The organism is Limnohabitans sp. DCL3 (genome assembly GCF_048019295.1).
Classification (GTDB): Bacteria; Pseudomonadota; Gammaproteobacteria; order Burkholderiales; family Burkholderiaceae_C; genus Limnohabitans_A.
The window spans coordinates 2,376,249-2,393,921 of sequence record NZ_CP171842.1; the positions used below are offsets into that span (position 1 = coordinate 2,376,249).

General features: G+C 55.3%; 11 protein-coding genes. All 11 read right to left on the reverse strand.

Translation table 11 applies throughout. The features are described from left to right. Positions 1 to 2: 2 nt before the first annotated feature. Complete coding sequence (gene drmA / locus ACHEXK_RS10915; protein ID WP_416546093.1) at positions 3 to 3,491, reverse strand: DISARM system helicase DrmA; 3,489 nt, start codon at positions 3,489 to 3,491, stop codon at positions 3 to 5. A gap of 16 nt (positions 3,492 to 3,507) precedes the next feature. After that, complete coding sequence (locus ACHEXK_RS10920) at positions 3,508 to 7,848, reverse strand: Eco57I restriction-modification methylase domain-containing protein (protein WP_416546095.1); 4,341 nt, start codon at positions 7,846 to 7,848, stop codon at positions 3,508 to 3,510. Beyond that, positions 7,845 to 11,027 carry a DISARM system SNF2-like helicase DrmD gene (gene drmD / locus ACHEXK_RS10925; protein WP_416546097.1) on the reverse strand — a complete coding sequence of 1,061 codons (3,183 nt, stop codon included), beginning with the start codon at positions 11,025 to 11,027 and terminating at the stop codon, positions 7,845 to 7,847. The genes ACHEXK_RS10920 and drmD overlap by 4 nt, the downstream gene beginning before the upstream one ends. 12 nt (positions 11,028 to 11,039) lie before the next feature. Then, positions 11,040 to 11,258, reverse strand: coding sequence for a methylation-associated defense system helix-turn-helix domain-containing protein MAD1 (gene mads1, locus ACHEXK_RS10930; RefSeq protein ID WP_416546099.1), 219 nt, complete (start codon positions 11,256 to 11,258; stop codon positions 11,040 to 11,042). Between the two features lie 509 nt (positions 11,259 to 11,767). Continuing rightward, a complete protein-coding gene (locus ACHEXK_RS10935) occupies positions 11,768 to 12,178 on the reverse strand; it encodes an HGGxSTG domain-containing protein (protein ID WP_416546100.1) in 411 nt (136 codons plus the stop codon). 244 nt (positions 12,179 to 12,422) lie between these two features. Beyond that, the gene (locus ACHEXK_RS10940) at positions 12,423 to 13,775 is read right to left on the reverse strand and encodes a primase-helicase family protein (protein ID WP_416546102.1); all 1,353 of its coding nucleotides are present in this window, start codon (positions 13,773 to 13,775) and stop codon (positions 12,423 to 12,425) included. Further along, positions 13,768 to 14,658, reverse strand: a complete 891-nt coding sequence (locus ACHEXK_RS10945) for a bifunctional DNA primase/polymerase (RefSeq protein WP_416546104.1) — start codon at positions 14,656 to 14,658, stop codon at positions 13,768 to 13,770. The genes ACHEXK_RS10940 and ACHEXK_RS10945 overlap by 8 nt, the downstream gene beginning before the upstream one ends. 8 nt (positions 14,659 to 14,666) lie before the next feature. Continuing rightward, positions 14,667 to 15,002, reverse strand: coding sequence for a hypothetical protein (locus ACHEXK_RS10950; protein WP_416546106.1), 336 nt, complete (start codon positions 15,000 to 15,002; stop codon positions 14,667 to 14,669). After that, positions 14,992 to 15,228: a helix-turn-helix transcriptional regulator gene (locus tag ACHEXK_RS10955; protein ID WP_416546108.1), complete on the reverse strand. Its 237-nt coding sequence runs from the start codon at positions 15,226 to 15,228 to the stop codon at positions 14,992 to 14,994. Before ACHEXK_RS10955 ends, ACHEXK_RS10950 begins: the two co-directional genes overlap by 11 nt. Positions 15,229 to 15,295: 67 nt before the next feature. Further along, the gene (locus tag ACHEXK_RS10960; protein ID WP_416546110.1) at positions 15,296 to 16,057 is read right to left on the reverse strand and encodes a hypothetical protein; all 762 of its coding nucleotides are present in this window, start codon (positions 16,055 to 16,057) and stop codon (positions 15,296 to 15,298) included. Next, positions 16,054 to 17,280, reverse strand: a complete 1,227-nt coding sequence (locus tag ACHEXK_RS10965; RefSeq protein ID WP_416546112.1) for a tyrosine-type recombinase/integrase — start codon at positions 17,278 to 17,280, stop codon at positions 16,054 to 16,056. The genes ACHEXK_RS10960 and ACHEXK_RS10965 overlap by 4 nt, the downstream gene beginning before the upstream one ends. Positions 17,281 to 17,673 lie beyond the last annotated feature (393 nt).

Here is a 17,673-nt window from a genome sequence, read left to right on the forward strand (position 1 = left end):
TCTCAATCCGCCCGCAGGCCTGTTGTGCGTTGATCCAGCACCAAATCGACAGTGCCCTCCACATCGCGCAGGGAATTCAGGCAGGTGAACATCTGCCAATCGTTTTCGCCTGCCTGCTCCAGCAGGCCCACGGTGGCACCACCTTCTGACTTGTAGCCGAGCTTGTGATCCTTCTGGTTGTGGACGCGCTGCAACCATTCATCTCGTCTGCGGTCCAGCATGTCCCTGATGCGCACCCCCACTGTGGCGTCATGTGTGGCGTTCACTCCGCGTTCGCTCAGCATGTCAAATACCGCTGCCCACACTGGGTCGGTGTCTTGCACCTCTCCCGCCTTCAGGTTGGCGTTCAGGTGCTCATCCATCAAACGCATCAGCCCAACCATTACACCGGTCAGACCGCGGTCCAACGCTCTGGCTGAGAATGGCGTTACCGACAGTGCTTCCACATGCTTGTAGAACGTCTCGTGGTAATGCTCAAACCGCTCATAGTGTGACAAGTCCCGCGGACGCGCCCAATTGAATACCGTGCTCACCAATCCAGGGCCGCTGGCTGAGCGCCCCACGCGGCTGGTGGCCTGGATGTATTCGGAGGTGTTCTTGGGTTGACCAGCCACTACCATCAAGCCCAGACGTTCAATGTCCACCCCCACTGAAATCATGTTGGTGGCGAGGATCACGTCATACGGCACAGCAGAGCTCACCTTGCTGCCCGCTTTGCGCTCGGCTGCCCGTTGCGCCTCCAGCGACTTGTCAAACATCGCCTCCAGCCGCTCTAGGATCTTGGGGATGTCAGTACCTGACTTGCGGGACGTCAGTTCCTCCAAAGCCCGCACCCGACGTTTGGCCAAGCCGCGTTGATCCGCATCCCGCAAGCGGGCCTTGATGTCGTCTTCCACCAGGCGTCGAGTACCTGCTAATTCCCGAATGGAGTTGAAGTAGCCCGTCAAGGTCATGTACGGGTCTGCCAGGCGGTCGTACTTCTCGTACAGCACCTGTGCGGCTGCCATGTGCGCCACATAGGTACGAATCATGGCCACTGGATACCTGCGGCCAAAAGCGCTGATACCCAGGTACCGGCGACCAGGGTAATCGGGCCCAGTGGGTCGCTGGATGGCAAAGAAGCTGTCGCGAATGCTGGTGCCCTGTGGTGGAAACACCTCCAGCTTGCGCACGAACAGCTTTTGCACCTGATCTGGTGCACGACGGATCGTCGCGGTTGATGCCACCACTTTGGGGCGCACCTTCTTCCCGTCCACGGTCCATGAGCAGAGTTCATCTACAGCGGCCTCGTACAACCCCACCATGGAACCCAATGGCCCACTGATCAGGTGCAACTCGTCCTGGATGATCAAGTCCGGCGGACGCAAGAAATTGTGCGGACGGTTCTTCACCGATGGCAAACCATTGCGGGCTGGGTGATGCTGCCCGTCCTCGACTTCAGGCGACAGGAAACCATGCCGGTCACAGACCTCGGTGACCTTGCCAAACAGCATCTGGGTCAAGCCGTTCCAGGGCATCTGGGCAAACTTGTCGACGGTGGCAATCAGCAGCGAGGGAGGACGACGGTAAATCTCTTCGTCCACCACCATCACCGGCAGGCCTGCACGCGGTGCACGCGCCTCGGTGAACTCACAACGGCCCAGGTCATCGCCACAGTACGTCACGCAGCGACCTATGTCGCTGGGTGCCTCGTACACCTTCAGGTGTTTTTCCTTGATCTCACAGCCACACCAGGGGCAGGAAGTGATCTGCAACGGGCTACCATTTGAAGAGGGTGCCCCACCTACATTGCGTTGTCGCAGGGCATTGGCGGCGCCGGACAGGGAATTAGGGGTCGTCTTCCCCCCCACCCACAGGCCCAGACGGAACGGTGTCTCTCCCCACTTGGCCACATCAACGCGCCGGATGGATTCACACGCACAGATCAACGCGGCTGCCCGTTGAAACTGTTGCAGCGTTAGCAGGCGAAGGGTGTAACGCATCAACACCGCCACACCATGATCGCCGCAGCGGCCTTCCATCACACCCTGCAAGCGGCGCAGGGCCAAGGTATAGGCGGTCAGACCCAAATATGCTTCGGTCTTACCACCACCGGTGGCAAACCACAGCAGGTCTGCGACGGCCTCCGTCTCGTGACTTCGGTCGTGATGGTGCAAATCGCTCAAGCTGGGCAGGTTGAGTAGCACAAAAGCCAACTGAAACAAACGCCAGCTTCGGTTCCTGGGGTCTTGGTCCAGGTCAGCAAAGCCTTGGTCAATCTCCCGCTCCTTCTTGCGAACCTTACGAGCGAAAGTGGAGTGAATGCGCTGTTGCCACATAGCCCGGTTGGCAAACCGAAACGCCTCCTCGGCCATCGGGTTTTGGTCAATCAGGTCAATGCCCTCTTTGATGCGCTGCAGTGCCCGGGTACACCGCTGGACTGCCAGTTGGGCCGCATCCTCATGACCAGCCAGCCGCTCCGAGGGGAGCGTTAGCTTGGCAGCCTCCATCTTGATCCAGACACGGTAGGCCGTCTCGATATGGCGCAGGCTGGCAATCAGACCCGGCTTGGGCAATTCAGCCAGCTCCTTCATGTCCATCACTACGCCGTTCAAGTTTTCGTCGTCAGCCGCGGAACGGGGCGTCTGCTGGGGCACCTCAAACTGGGGGACCCACTCGGTCTCAACCTGTGTGGCTCGCTCGGCCAATGGTTCAGGCAGGGTAGCATGGATTGATATGCCATGCCCCACCGCAAACTCGCGCTGATGCCGATACAGCATCTCCAGGGTTTCGGTTTCCTCCCTGGTCAGGAGGTCCATCTTCGACAAGTTGGCCTTGGCACTCTTGCGCTGCACAAAGATGGGCTCACCATCTATGCCATGAATACGCAGCTTGGGTTGAAACAGCCACACCTCGTCCCGGGGCTCGCCAGCGCGGGTTCGCTCGGTTTGCTGGTTGACCAGGAACAAGGTGACAACCCAACCATCCGCGGTCAGGCGCATACGACCTTGAAGCTGCACCAGAGGATGATCAACATGCACCTCCTTAGTTTTGAGCATGCCGTCCTTCAGGTCCAGCACCAACGGTGGCGTCACGACCGGAAACCGCTTCCACACATTGGCAGGATTACCGTCGCGGTTGACCTGGGTGGTGCTTTTCATTCGCAGGTACTGGCCCCACTCGGCTTCCACAACAAGCTGCTGAGTATCAGCCGCCACCACAAAACTCAAGCCCATAGACGAAGGGAAATAAGTCCCACCCGCTGGAACGCCTGACTCCGCGGCACCCTCTTCCCCATCATCACCGCCACCCGCCCCCAGTTCGTCTTGCTCACTGGGGTCTACCGCGCTGTCTTTGGGAGCCAGCATGCCCACAAGATAGCGCTGGTAGGCGTGATCTTCGAACTGGCTCAGCTCCTCCTCTGGGCCACCGGCAGGGCCCAGCAGGTCGCGAATGACCATATCCGTCAGCTCATTTCGAATTTCAGACGGACTGGGTGGTTTCAAGCTCATTTTGTGGTCCCCTTAATCAGTTTTGAGTTTCCGCAAAGCGGTATTTGGCACCACGCTTTTCGCCTTGGCGGATTACTTGGCCGCTGTCCATCAACTCACGAATGGCGACGTTCCATCGGTTATCAGGAAAACCAGTGGCGGTGAGGATGCCATCCTTACTGTGCCAGCCAGGGTTCGCACGAAGGTATTCGACGACTGAGCTGGGGCCTGATGCGGGAAGATGAAGTGGAGTGGCGGCTATCGGCTCTTGGTCAAACAGGTCGTCTTGAAGGTTGGCATCCACAGCCACAGAGATGTTCTGAGTTTTTGCGGGCTGTGCAGACTTCTTGTTGTGCAAACCTACGGCCACTTCCTCTGCGTAACGCTGATGGTTGAGCGCCAGCAAGCGATCTAGTACCTCGCCGCGGGTAAGTTCGGAGATGGTGAAACGGATGCCCTGCTTGGTTTCTTGGAAACCGTGACAGAGATCAAGGTCTTCCCAGCCATATGCTCTGGCAACTTTGTAGTCCAAATCAACTATGACTGAGCGAAACTGGACAACATCTTCACTTTGATTAGAAGGGTCATTAATAAAATTATCCAAGGTGGTAAGACCGATCTGATACTTATCCAATAATTCACGCCTTTTTTTTAAAAATATATTTTCAATAGTCTCCAAACAAGAAACATCTTCAGGAAATGGGAAAGTTTCGAAACAGTCTGTTAGTGCATAGTTGTAACCAGCATTGCGCATACTTGAGCCGTAATGCGTACTCCATGTCCAATGTATTGAACTTTGTAGCAAAGCCAAAGGATTATCGCAAAGCACAGCGACACGCTGATCAAAGACTATTCCGTTGTTAACATATTCAAAAGCCCATGACGAACTGACTTGAGTCTTCACGAGAACTTTTTTCAATCCGGAAATTCGCGAATACAAGGATTTTTGCTTTTCGGCAAATTGCCACCAGATATCTCGATATACAGGCCTCTTTACTAACGCCCTGACGGGTCTTACCTCTTTATCAAGAATATCCAAAAGATCTGGATAGTCACTGGCCACAGGATCAGGATAATCATCGGGAACTACACCCGCCCTCAGCCATGCCTTTTTTTCTATATCTGTAGATTCAACCCAAGAACCACAATTGGTGCGTTTTAAAGGCCAATCTTTGAAGTTAATAACATATCTGCTTGCAGACTGATCCACCCTTGAATTTAAGTCATCACCGTTCAGATATAGCGAGAGGCAATCAATATTTTTCGGGGATTTTCTCTTCAATAAATCTGCCTCATGAGGATTCAAAACAAAGCCTTTTCCCAAGACCACACATCCTTGATATGAGTTATCGGAATTTCTTGCCAAACGAAAAGGTCTACCATCGATCTTTCCGGGCACTTTCAACATGCTACTTATGTAGCTAACTTTGGCGTCGTCAAGTAAAAAGGGGCCAAGCCACTTTCTTTTGGATAACCATAATAAGGACACATCAATTGCCGCGACTCCTGGCCAGCTCATAGATTGAATTGCTCTTGGTATATCCAATCCTCTTGCAACCAATTGATCAAGGCCAACATCTCTTGTATCTCCCTGAGCAATAGTGTTTGTTGTGATAATTCCAGACATGCCACAAGAGTTGAGCAAATCTGCAATTCTTAGCAGAAAGAAAGCGCTCAAATCAGCATTACCTTTTACCTGATTGGCAATAATTGAAACCAAGTACTCCCTGTAATCTGAACCAAATAACCCTGATAATTTCTTCCCTCCGGCAAATGGAGGATTTCCTATGAATGCATCAAAACCACCTTTTTGCATAACCTCTGGGAATGAGATTATCCAGTGAAGGAAATTTTTTTCGCCCGAACTGTGTTTGGCATACTCTTTTAATGCACCAATCCCTACCTCAAAGCAGGTTGCAATGCGATCAGAGATTACCTCTCTCTCCGAATCGTAAGTACGGCCTTTCAACCCTTTGAGTTCTAAAGAGATTAAGAGATCTGCCGTCGCGCTGAGTATCGCTACGGCGTCTTCTGCCTCGGCATAAAGCTTAGTCTTTGTCAAAATCTGCTCAGGCGTGTCCGAGGGCATAGCCTCCAGCGTTTCGCGCTTCTTCTTCGCCTCATCTATGTGTCGCAATAAATTTTGAGTGGCGAATGCTCGTTGCTTGCCGCCGTCAGTGCGCATGCTGAAGTTCTCAAGCTGCTTCAAAGAGGTAATGCCCAATAAAGAATCACCGCACTTGAATGCATGGTCAATAAAGGTAAAGGGCCTGCTCTTATCGACAGTGATCAACCACATGGACAGCTTGGCCATCTCCACGGCCATGGGGTTGATGTCGACTCCATACAGGCAACGGTCAGCCACAACACGACGAGCAATCGCAATGCGCTCAGCCGCCTCAATAGGCACCAGTCGCTCAGTGGGGGATCCATCAGATAACTTGCCGTCCGGCGTGATCAATACTTGCCCAGGGTGGGCCTTCTCTTCGTTTTCCCATGCTTCTACTAGCCGTTCTGCAAGGTAGCGGCAGGCCTGCACCAAGAAGGCACCAGATCCCATTGCCATGTCGCAGACCTTGAGTTCCAAGATCTCTTTGGGTGACTTGAGCTTCCACTGCTCCTTGGGCAAGCCCTCTGACGGGCCGGAGTAAACCAATGGCTCCAGGGTATGGCGAACGATGGGCTCGGTGAGCGATGGCGGGGTGTAGTGCGTACCTGTGCTGCGGCGGGTAGTGCCCGTGGTCACAAACACGCTGCCGGGCAACACCACCCAGGGGCGCTCGAAGGAATCTTCACGAATGAGGCCCACAAACGGGCGCAGGCGGGCCAGCAGGGCTTCGTCTTGACGGCAGGCCACCAGCAGCTTGTGTTCGTCCAGAACGCTGGAGCTGTTCAGTTCTTTGCGCAGGGCTGGCAATGATCGGCCCGTTTCTTCTTTCAGGTACTCCAGCAGCGCATCCTCACCCTTGGCCAGCAGTAGCTCCAAGGTGGATAGCGGGATCTCAGGTTCTTTGCTTCGGGTTCCTCGGATGCCCAGGACCACCTCGGTTGCCCGTTGGGCGGTATGGTCCAGCAAACCTTCGTACACGTGACCAATCTGTTCCACTCCCAGGGCACGGAAAGAAACACGACGGGTTTCGGCAGCCCCCCCGGTCTTGATACGCAGTCGCTGAAGGGAGTTGAGCAAGTGCAGCACGACGCGGTTATTCACCGGCAATGGCTCTGCCGACTGACCGCGCCAGTTGGAACCCGCGGCGCGCCCTTCCAGGAAGGGGTAGCGGTCGGGATCAAACAGTGAGCCGCCATAGGCTTGCATCAACAAGTCCTGGTGCTGAATACCGCCATGCACCGCACGGAAGGTGGCGAGCAGGCGGGTCCAAGCGTCGTAACGACGCTCCAGCACCTCTTCACCATTTTGGTCAGCCACTTCCTGCAATTGTTCTTGCAGGGTAGAGACGGCGTAGTTGTCGTCATACAGGGGCTTGCCCAGGTGCAGCAACCCACGCTCTTCCGCAGAAAACAAGAAGACCAACCGCATCATGATGGTCAGTGCAGCGTCATACACCATCGTGGGCGGTACGCCTTTGAGGGCCACGCCTTGGCTTTCCTGGTGGATGGCATCAAACGACTGCACCAGCACTTCCACCGCTTCGCGCACCTGATAGCCCAGCTGATCGGTGACTTCCTGTTGGTCGGAGGCGCTTTCTTTCAAGAGGGCCAGCAAGGTGTTGTCGGCCGCCACGCCGAAGAAACGCCGGACGCCCATGAGAGACTGGAAGGCGCGCAGGGTAATGGGTTCGTCCAGCCAAAGGGCGCCGAACCAAGACGCATACCCGGTGGTCTCACCGCGGGGGGCGTAGACCAGCATCCATTGCTCCCCATTGGTCACCAGCCCCAGTGGCACGTTTGTGCCATGCAGCAGTTCCATCATCCGCGTAGCCGGGGTGGCTTTCCAGTGCTTGCCAATGACCGGCTTATCCAGGGGCTGTGCTGCGGGGTAGCTGCTGATCAGCAGTTGGGCCTGTCCAACTGCGTTGGTCCCTGCCGGGCCGATCAAGGCAAAGTCAGGGCGGAGGGTTTCGCCTTGCTCTGCCATGTTGGCTTCTAAGCCTGCGGGCAGGGATTGGCCTTCTGCAATCTGGCTGGCGGGATAACCCAACAATTCACCGAGCACATGCAGCACCCAAGCGCGTTGTTTACCTGGTGCTGCCGGGTTGTCTTGCCAGTCTTCGTAGGCTGCCCTGAGTTGTTTGGCTTGGGCCGGGTCGCGGGCTTCAAGTCCTTGCGGGAAGGTACGCAGCAAGACTGGCAGTGAGACAAAGGGGCCGGAGACCTCAACCAGTGAAAGCCAGTCGGCGTGGTGGCGGGCGGTACTCATGCTTGACCTCCTGCCACTTGCATCACAGCCCGCCGCGGTATCAACCACGTGACGGCCACTGGGAACAGACGTGCCGTGGGGGTGGCAAAGCGTGAGCGGATGTGTGTCGACTCACGCTGGATTTCTTCGGGTATCTCGTTCAATCGGCGGCGAAGAGCGGATAGGTCTCGTTCGCGCTGTTGTTTACCGGGTTCGTCACCCCCCAGGTCCAAAAACATCTGGGGGCCGTCTTTGCGCTCCAGCTCGGACTGGATGGCACGTTGCAGTTCGGTCATCACGGTGGTGAGCTTGTTCACTTCTTTCTCGGCCAACTCTTCCAAGTGTTTCTCAAGGTTCTTGGTGCGTTCCACCTTGCGGGATTCAAGGGCGTTGATGAGCGAGTCCTGGTACTTGGGCCACAAGGCCTTGAAACGCGCTTGAATAGCCTCGGACACTGGTTGCTCAGTGGTTGATGCCAAAGCGGCTTTGGCTTCGCTAACATTCAAGCGCTGGAAGCGACCCTCAATCAGCGCTCCACCGGCCGTGATGACCTCTTCGTGCAGACGGTGGTTGTCGCCCCCCAGCACCACAATGCGGCCGTGAGCAATCACCACGGGGTGACTCAAAGCAGAGTCATCCACCACGCAGGCCGATACCCTGGACAGGTGTTTAGACCGACTGCCCAGGGACCAGATTTCGGCCCTTAGTAAGCGCAGGCACATTTGTACCAGCCGGTGGTTCAGGTGGGCCAACACCAGGTCATCACGGCCTGCTGCCAGGGCCGGGTCAAACACGATGGGACGAAGCTTTTTGGTGTGAGGGTGAGCAAGTCCGTCGGTACATTGCGCCCAGCTATTGGACAGCGCAGGCACGCGGAACACCGGACAGGTCTTTCTCAAACCAGTGGGGTCGGGCCAGATGCCAGGAACTTCAACCGGAATCAAGCCAGGCTGCTCAGCCAGCTCCAAGCCCACCCTGACGACGTTTTCCACATGGTCCGGGGTGAGGTTGAGGTCCTGCTGGGTTTCGTGCAGTTGGGCTGCCAGCTTTTCCAGCCTATGACGAAGGATTTCCTGCTGATCACGCAGCTTGCGCTCAAACTTCAGCATGCGGCGAACGGGTTCCGCATCCAGTTCCGCGCGGGTTGTGTCCAGTTGCGACCTACGGCCCAGCATGGCCTCTTCCACCTGGTTGGCAATGACTGGTCCCACTTTGCCCAGGTCTTCCCGGATGGTCTCGACCTTAAGTGCCGCACGCATCAAGAACTCAAGGTCAGCATCCAGATCTCCCACCTTGCCGGATGTTTTGGCTGAGTCAAACCCTTGTCCAACGAAGTGGAAGATCGACACTTCATCAGACTTCTGACCATGTCGGTCCACTCGGCCGTTGCGCTGCTCCATGCGATTGGGGTTCCAGGGGATTTCAATGTGAATCAACTTGGAACAGTGGTTCTGCAGATTTAAGCCTTCTGAAGCCGCGTCAGTGGCCAGCAGAATACGCACCTTGGATTCCTCAGGGTGGGCCTGGAAAGCGGCTTTGATGGGCTCACGCTGATCGTTGGGCATTCCGCCGTAGATCATTTCCAAGCGGCCCTCTTCGGCAAAGCCTTCGCGGGCCAGCAGGTCGTACAGCCACTTTTGGGTAGCGCGGTACTCGGTGAAAAGGATTACTCGTTCGTTGTTCCACTTCCCGCTGGGACGCAGGCGGGTTTGGAGCCAGTTGATCAACGTCTGCGCTTTGCAGTCTGCGCGCAGTGTGGCCTTGGCGGCGTAATCGCTCAGTTGTTTGAGCAAACCTCGCTCTTCACCGGTCAGTGGTGACAGTGCCTGGCTGACCGTGCCCACAACCTCTGCAGTCTGGTCTTCGTATTCTTGGTCATCAGCGTAGTCATCGTCAAAGTCGTCGATGTCACGGCTGATGGCCGCGGATACCTTGCGAGCGCCCACGGTGTTGATGTGCTTTTCGAGGGTGATGCCAAACGCAGCTGGTGAGGAAAACAGCCGCTTCTTCAGCAGCTTCAGCACGAACTCGGCAGCCATGCGCTCCCCATCACTGGCGGCGTTCTTGAGGCGCAGCACAGAGTAAGCCTGTAGGTCATGATGAGCTTGGCGCTCTTCGTTGGTGTACGGAACCTCCAGATGGCGGACCTTGCGCTCAGCGAACCGGCGGCTGCCATCCCAGCGCAGTTTGAGCTCGTCCTTCATGCGGCGAACCATCACTGCATCCAGCTGATTTCGATCGGGCGTGACAGCACGAGCAAAACGTTGGCTGTCCAACAACTCTAGCAAAGCCGCAAAGCTTTCGCGATAGCCGTTGTGCGGGGTGGCTGACAGGAACAGCTTGTGCTCGAAATGCGCTGCCACCGAGCGGATGGCCTGAGTGCGCATGGAATCTGTGGCGTATTTGCCGCGGCCTGACGGTGCCACGTTGTGCGCCTCGTCCACGATCATTAAGTCATAGGCCCGTGGGAAAGTCGGCTGATCACCGGCAGGCAGCGTTTCACGGAAGGTCCGAAGCTGGCGTTCCCTCTTGAGAAAGTCCACCGACGTGATCAACCTTGGGAAGTGAGTCCAGGGATTGACGTGGATACCCCGTTTGCGGCGCAGTTGGCTAATGGTCTCGCTGTCGATGATGCGGAAATCCAAGCCGAACTTATCCCGCATCTCCTCTTTCCACTGAACCTGCAGAGACGATGGGCAGACGATCAGCACAGACCTGACCCTGTGCCGCAGGATCATCTCCTGGACCACCAGCCCAGCTTCAATCGTTTTACCCAAACCCACGTCATCGGCAATTAGCAGATTGACCCGAGGCATCTGCAAGGCCCGAACCACTGGGTCCAGCTGATAGTCGTCGACCTCGATACCGCTGCGAAACGGGGACTGCAGGGCTTTGTCATCTGCCTGAGACACGGCTCCCCATCGAACGGCATCAAGAAACGCCTGGAGATGTTTGGGCTGGTCAAAGCTGGAGGGTGCGGGCAGTGACGGCTTTTCATACACCGTCGTTCCGGGCTCCAACTCCCAGATAACCTCCAGTTGCTCACCTAGACCATCGTCTTCTACGGACGACAATTTGATTAAGTGATTTCGTCTCAGTGCATCGTTACCTATCCCGTGCGCCGCCGGTGATATTTCTGTAACAACAAACGGCCGCTTACGAGCGATAACCAGCTGACCGATTTCAGGAATGGTTTGCATACTTCTTGTCCCTCAGTCTTGGCTGATGCCAGTGGCTGATTGGGAAATCGTTGACTGCTCCCGAATCCACCCGTCAATGTCTGCCTTAGAGAAGCGCCAACTTCCTCCGACTTTGAAGGCTGGAATTTGCTTGGCTCCCGCTAGCCGATAGATTGTTCGCTCGGTGACCTTGAGGTAGTCGGCGACTTCCCCGATGGTCATGATGGCGTTTTCAGCGGTGCTGGATGGCATGGTCTTGGCCAGATGGGTGGTAGGAAACGCCAGCATAGTGCAAAATTTTCAATCTGTGGTTGAAGGATTGAAATATTGTGCTGGTAGCCTGGCTCACTGGATGAGCCAGACGTTAGGATCTAATCTGAAGGTCTTCTGGGGTTTCATCCAGCGGACAGCATGAAAGGAGCTGGCTATGTCGTTCTGGCAAATCTTGGGTAGGTTCGCGTTTTCTGACCAAGGGGAGACGATCCAGAAGGTCTCCGACACGACCAGCGTGTCGTCAGACGGCACCACTTACACGCGCATGGGTTCTACGACCGTTGGATCTGATGGTTCGGTATTCACTCAGACCGGCAGTTTCAGCAGCGATGGAAGTACACGTACGGGGAGTACTGCGACCGGCCTTGGTGCAGTTTTCAACAACCCTCGGGATGACTTTGGGGTCGGTTCAAGCAGATCCCGAGATAGATTTGATGATTTTTAAGAAGGTCAGCTGCAGTGCGGGCAGATGAGATAAATGGCCGCCACTACTCCTGTGCTTGTTTTTTCAAATGAATCAGAGCAGCAGCCTGAAGTCCCGGATATGCCTTATGCATCTGGTTTGGTTTGCGACCTCGCGTTCTTGGACCTTTGAGCAAACCAAGAGCATGCCCAACGGACTCCAGAACTGCAAGTCTGGCAGAAGCAAGACTGCGTTCCATGCGAATTTGAGCAGTTTCCTGTCCGTGAATTGTTTTGGCTAAAGCGCAGCGTAGTCGACCTTCTGGAGTCTTGGGGCCAGTAGACGTACCGCCGTGCATCCTGCATACCTTTTTCCCTTTTACTGCTGGGCCAAGGCACTGGACCCCAGATCTTTTTGACTTCGCCTGACACTGGTTGCAATGGATGCGACCACCTAGCGTCAGCAGCTGTCTCGGTTGTAAATCATTCTTTGACATTATTTTTCACCTTGCCAGAGGCTCACTGGATCACCCAAAAATAATTAGCGCGAAGAACCCCATGCGCGGGGTTGCCACCCTTGCCACCCAAATTCACATTCTCTTCTTACTCTTGTTTCCATTACTTTTTCAAAATGAGTGGCAAGGGTGGCAACAAAGCTGGAGCCCTCACCAAATCAGGCTGAGCGCTAGCCAAACCTGATGGCAAGAGGTGGCCAATTTGCCGGGAACAGTCATGCAGAGGTCACTCCCAATCCACTTTCCCCCCGAGCGCACGCTCGAATTCGGACCTGGCGGTGGCAAGGTCCGGCAGTTTTAGCCCCCTCTTCTGGCTACCGGTGGCAACTCCTGGGGGCTTCCACATCTGCCGATCCGGTTGAGCAGAAGGGCAAAGTTTTTGTATGGCGGCGGCCACTTCTGCGGTTTGTACGGTCTGGTGCCGTTGGGCGTTTTTATGAAACTCCCTGTACCGATCTACCAGAACGCTGGTTGGCACAAATAAAGTTGCACTCCATTCGTCATCTTGCAGCGCGAAGTCTTTTCCAGTGCCATTTAGATAGCCAGTCTCAAGAACTTCGTACCAAAACCGGTCGAATCCCTGGAGGGATTTCAACTTCTGCTTGAGGTGTTCGGACGTGTCCGGCTTCCTGCGCACATCGAAGGAGCTCAAGTTTTTCCGCTGGAGGTAGTACACCAAGGCGCCAATCGTCGCAGGGTCATTGATGGCGGCAGCGATTCCACCAAAATAAGTGGTGTCTTGCTGTTTGGCGTCCGAAACTCTCAGGAACACAAACCGACGGTCGTCCAGCTCGATGTTGCCGAAGTGGCTGTGATTGCTAGACGCGAAAAGGCGGTGGACGGACTGAATGGTCCGTGTGGGCTGAAACTTCTGCTCAATCTGGAGCATCGACTCAGTGATGATGGACTTCAAGATGTCCATCGCTCTGCGGTCGCCCGCAAATAGGGCCTCATCCATGCAGATGATGAAGTTGCGTTCAAGGCAGGCATTAAAACGGCCGGTGATCTGCTCGATGTTGGACGCTAGCAGCGTTGTTCGCGGCCAGATTGCACGCAGCAAGCTGAAATACACCCCCTTTCCAGTTCCTTGCCCGCCAAGCAGCGTGATCATGACCCCAGGTTTTTCCTCAGGCTTCTGAATCATGTGGGCCATGAACCCGATCAGGTAGTCGAAGGTCGAATAGTCTCCCGCGCAGATGATGTCGCGCAAGAAATTCCTCAGAAGGACCCAGTTTCCCGCTTTTGCGTGAGGTGAGGGGCTGACCCAGAAATTCAGAGTTGACGCGGGCGTTGGCTCTGGCGTGAACGCCGTGGCCCCATACGCGATGGTTGCTGGTGATGTCCAGAATTCATCAAGTACCTGACGTGGTTTGCACTGGTAGGGCAGCGCTTCGATGGCCCGCTTCATCAGGAGTTCGGCGTCTGCACGCTTATAAAAGGAAGGGGCCCCCAGTTCCGTGCCCGAAAGCAAGCGCTGGATCTGTTCTTGGTCGACTACGCGAATCTCGCCACTCAAATCGATGATGGCAAAGCGGAGTTGCAGTGCAGCTAAAGGTGTCGATAGAGTGGGATTAGCCATTCCATCCACCTTTTCTTGCGTGGTGGTAGATGGTCCCAACCGTGATCGGGGACGAGTGGTTTGGCATGTACGAGTTCACGACCAGCCAGAACGCATCTTCGTCATAGCGACCTGGGGCCAACTTACTCCAAGATTGCGCCAAGTCCTCGGCACAGGACCATCGAGTACTCAGAACGGCCCAGACAACATTTCGCCAGAGCTCATAGGCGCAGTCTGCGGAGATGTGCTTGAGTGCGGCCCAGATGGTAGCAATTTGGCGTGGGCTCTCTTGTCGAGGCGCGGGAGCATTCCCGCTATTGAACAGTCGGTTGGCTACTCGACTGCCATTGGCAATCAGCAAATGCCATAGAGCAAGAAGTGTCGGTGGGATGTCGGGAAGGTGCAACGGATTACCGTCGCCCATCCACTGATACCTGTGACCCTCTGGGTGAATGCTTGGTGGTAAAACGTCCTGTACGGTCTTCCCGTCCTTGGTTGCACACCGAAATTCCACGGCGGATTTCCCGTCTGCACCGTTGATCTTCTTTGACTCAAGAGCTGGCACGCTAGGGGGGAGTCGATACAAAATTTTAAGGCTGTATTTTTTCCCCGACCAGATGACAACGACCCCGGGGGCACGCAGGAGTAGGCATAGGTCTATCCCATGGGTGGCAAACCAAGACTTGGCGTGCTTGTAATTGTCGATGTCAATCGCGCATGTTGGGGTCGGTGTGCAATACGCGTGTGCGAGGCCAACATTCTTCCCACTCAGAATGCCATGCTGGGTGGGGTTGGTGAGGCAACGTTCAGGAGTGTTCCACCCAGGTAGCGTCGGCCCCTTCTGGCCAAGCGGAATGGGGATGAGACTGAATCCGGTTTCAAGCATTTTTTCAGCTGAAATCATATGTTTCCTCACTCCGAATGCTTTTGCTGAGCTGCGTATGCGCGGGCCAAAGCATCGAGTACCGATTGAACACGCGGCATTGATCCGCCGCGGTCGTGGACACGGGAGAGTTCCTGCAGCAATTTGCCCTCAGGGGTAGAAAGGTCCACTTCAAGGCATTGACAGTACCGTCCGTTTGCAAGCTGCAGCTCGTCAATTGCAATGCCGTGATAGCCTGCGGACAAGACCGCAACTGCAACTGCCATCAGTGGCACCGGATCATCAAAATGTGGGATGGAAGATGACTCGAAAATCTGCAGCTCCCCGGACCTGCTCAAGTGAAAAACCAGCGATTCAGCAGACATGGCCAACCTCCATGTCGCCGACCTTCTCTTCCAACCAACTTTGTATGTCAGACGCCCGCCATACCTTGACAGTGCTGGAAAGGTTAAGTGGCCGAGGGAACTTGCCTTGGGCAACCCACAGGTTGATGCAGCTCTTTGAGAGCGTGGTTGCGGCACTGACTCCTTGAATTCGGAGCAATTGTTCGACTGGCTGCAGGCGAGCGCTGGGCTGGTCCATGATGCACATCCTTGTATGAGTTAAAGATGTACATATGGTGCCGATCGGTCTCAGGTGTGTGAACAAGAACTAATAGTTATTGCCGCTTTGTTTTGGGCTGTACAAAGAACCCAGCCGATCCAGACTTCAACTGCTGGATCCAACTGCGAACAGTGCGCTCGGAACATTCATGACCGCGCCGCTTAAGCGCGGCACGCATAGCTGCCCCTGAAGGCCAGGCATCGTCACCACGCGCATTCTTGAAGTCCGAAATCAAAACAGCCAGTTCGTTTTTGGCTGACCAATTCGTTGGCCTGTTGCTGATCAAAGGTTTACTGGCCCTGAGGAATACGATTCCAGCCGTCAGTTCAATCTGCCGTATGTAGTGCCGTACGTCATCGCAAAGGTCTCGCATGCACACCGCCAGGTCAAATGCGCGAATATGGTCGTGAGTCAACTCGAGGTCGAGCTTCAACTCAAAATCCCTGACCTTGGAAACGAGTTTTCTGGCATCAGCAAGCGTAGTTGGTGCGCCAGATCTGCTTCGCCCCAAAGTTTTTTGAACTGCCTGTATCACGTCCTTGTGGAACTCGCAAACCAGAGCCTGGAGGCTCAGGGGGATCTCCATTTCTTCATGCAGCCGTTCAGCAGTCCGCGCACGTTCACATAGTGCGGCATTGAGTTGCCCAATGAATAGAAGGTAAAGCTTCTTGCGGTGACCGTCCTCGCGCGACAAGGGCGGTGAGACAAGCACCCCATCGCGCACCTTGCGGACTGGCGCGCCTCCTGTGTTTGAAACGGCGGGGATGACACGGGTGCCGATCAAGCCACTCCACACTGAAAGAGGGTCTGCGTTCATGCTCGTCTCTTGGCGTTAAAACTCACGACATTACGACAGTATCCGGTAAAGCAGTATTGCGCCCAATCTTCTATGAGTCGACGACGAGGCTCAATAAGATCACCACGTCGGTATGCCGCCTCAACCTTGTTGGGGATTGCATGTGCGAGCACCTTCTCGGCGACCTCCGGACTGTGCAACGTTTCTTCTGATACCCAGTCCCTGAACGAAGAGCGAAACCCATGCACTGTTTCCTTGTGCCCCATCCGACGGAGAAGCATCGCCATTGCCATGTTCGAAAGTGGTCTACCATTGCAGGAAAATAGGAACTCACTGTCAGGATCGAGTGAGTGCGCGACCTGAAGTAACTCCAGTGAACGCTGCGCCAACGGCACACGGTGGTCTTTACCTGCCTTCATGCGGGCACCAGGGATCGTCCAGATGCCATTCTCCGAGATTTCGGCTCGCCGGCCGCCGATAACCTCACCGGTTCTGCTTGCGTTCAAAATCAGGAACTGCAAGGCAAGGGCTGCAACACCATCTCGCTCTTGGAGCTGGCGGATGAACTCCGGTACCTTTGCATAAGGCATTGCTGAGTGGTGCACTTCATTCTTGATTTTGTCTGGATTTGGCAGGATCGTTTCGAGCAGCCCTCTCCAAGCGGCTGGGTTGGGCCCTTCACGCAGCCTTCTTGTCGTTGCAGACGCTAGCACCCATTCGATCCGCCCCCTGAGGCGCGCTGCCGTGACAGTTTTCGTATGCCAAATCGGGGTCAAGATTTTGAGTATGTCCTCGAGGTCTACATTGGCGACTGGTTTGTTCCCAATGACAGGATTGGCATACGTCTCAATTGTCGATGTCCACTGTTCCGCATGCTTGGGGTTACGCCATTCCGCGCGTTTGGTGGCAATGCAATCAGCGGCATAGTCCTTGAAAAGTACAGGCGTTTGAGCCACTTTGGGTCTGATGATCTGCTGCTTGACCCGCCATGTGGCCTCGGGTCGGTCACCTCTATTCAACTGGGCGCGTGCAGCAGTCGCGCGGATCCTAGCCTCTCGCAGGGTGATCCCAGGATATGCACCCAGGCTAAGGTCGAACCGCGCTCCAGCGTAGACGTATCGGAAGATCCAGTATTTACCACCGTTGCGCTTAACCTGAAGGTTAAGGCCGATGACGGACTGGTCGGTGAAGCGACCTGGCTTAGTTAAATTCCTGACGAAGGTGTCGGTAAGCGGAGATTTCACGGGCTATGTTCCTGAAATTCCCCCCAAGAGTCCCCACATCAGCGATGTGATTGGCCTTGAGCGGTGTTGGCAAGGACGATAAGGCCTTGAACCAGGACTGCCCAGTCAGCTCGATACTTATTGCCACTTTCTCGAGGGAAGCGGATGGGATCTAGACACCCAAGACGAGCCAAGGCAGGCCCAGGAACCCCAAGACCTCACCGAGACTTGAGTTGACACCGCTTCCGCCAATTGAAAACCCTAAGCACATGCTGACTTAGGGTTTTTTTTCGCCTGGCGCAGACAACCGCTGTTGAAATTCGGGTGGGTCTCAACCCTGCACATGATCGGATCGCTCAAGCGCACCAGCGATTCGAGGGCGGTGACGAGATCAATGCCAGAGCTGGTAACTCT

Coding starts and splice junctions, on each gene's coding strand:
- drmA (WP_416546093.1), bottom strand. CDS start 3,491: ATGAGCTTGAAACCACCCAGTCCGTCTGAAATTCGAAATGAGCTGACG.
- ACHEXK_RS10920 (WP_416546095.1), bottom strand. CDS start 7,848: ATGAGTACCGCCCGCCACCACGCCGACTGGCTTTCACTGGTTGAGGTC.
- drmD (WP_416546097.1), bottom strand. CDS start 11,027: ATGCAAACCATTCCTGAAATCGGTCAGCTGGTTATCGCTCGTAAGCGG.
- mads1 (WP_416546099.1), bottom strand. CDS start 11,258: ATGCCATCCAGCACCGCTGAAAACGCCATCATGACCATCGGGGAAGTC.
- ACHEXK_RS10935 (WP_416546100.1), bottom strand. CDS start 12,178: ATGTCAAAGAATGATTTACAACCGAGACAGCTGCTGACGCTAGGTGGT.
- ACHEXK_RS10940 (WP_416546102.1), bottom strand. CDS start 13,775: ATGGCTAATCCCACTCTATCGACACCTTTAGCTGCACTGCAACTCCGC.
- ACHEXK_RS10945 (WP_416546104.1), bottom strand. CDS start 14,658: ATGATTTCAGCTGAAAAAATGCTTGAAACCGGATTCAGTCTCATCCCC.
- ACHEXK_RS10950 (WP_416546106.1), bottom strand. CDS start 15,002: ATGTCTGCTGAATCGCTGGTTTTTCACTTGAGCAGGTCCGGGGAGCTG.
- ACHEXK_RS10955 (WP_416546108.1), bottom strand. CDS start 15,228: ATGTGCATCATGGACCAGCCCAGCGCTCGCCTGCAGCCAGTCGAACAA.
- ACHEXK_RS10960 (WP_416546110.1), bottom strand. CDS start 16,057: ATGAACGCAGACCCTCTTTCAGTGTGGAGTGGCTTGATCGGCACCCGT.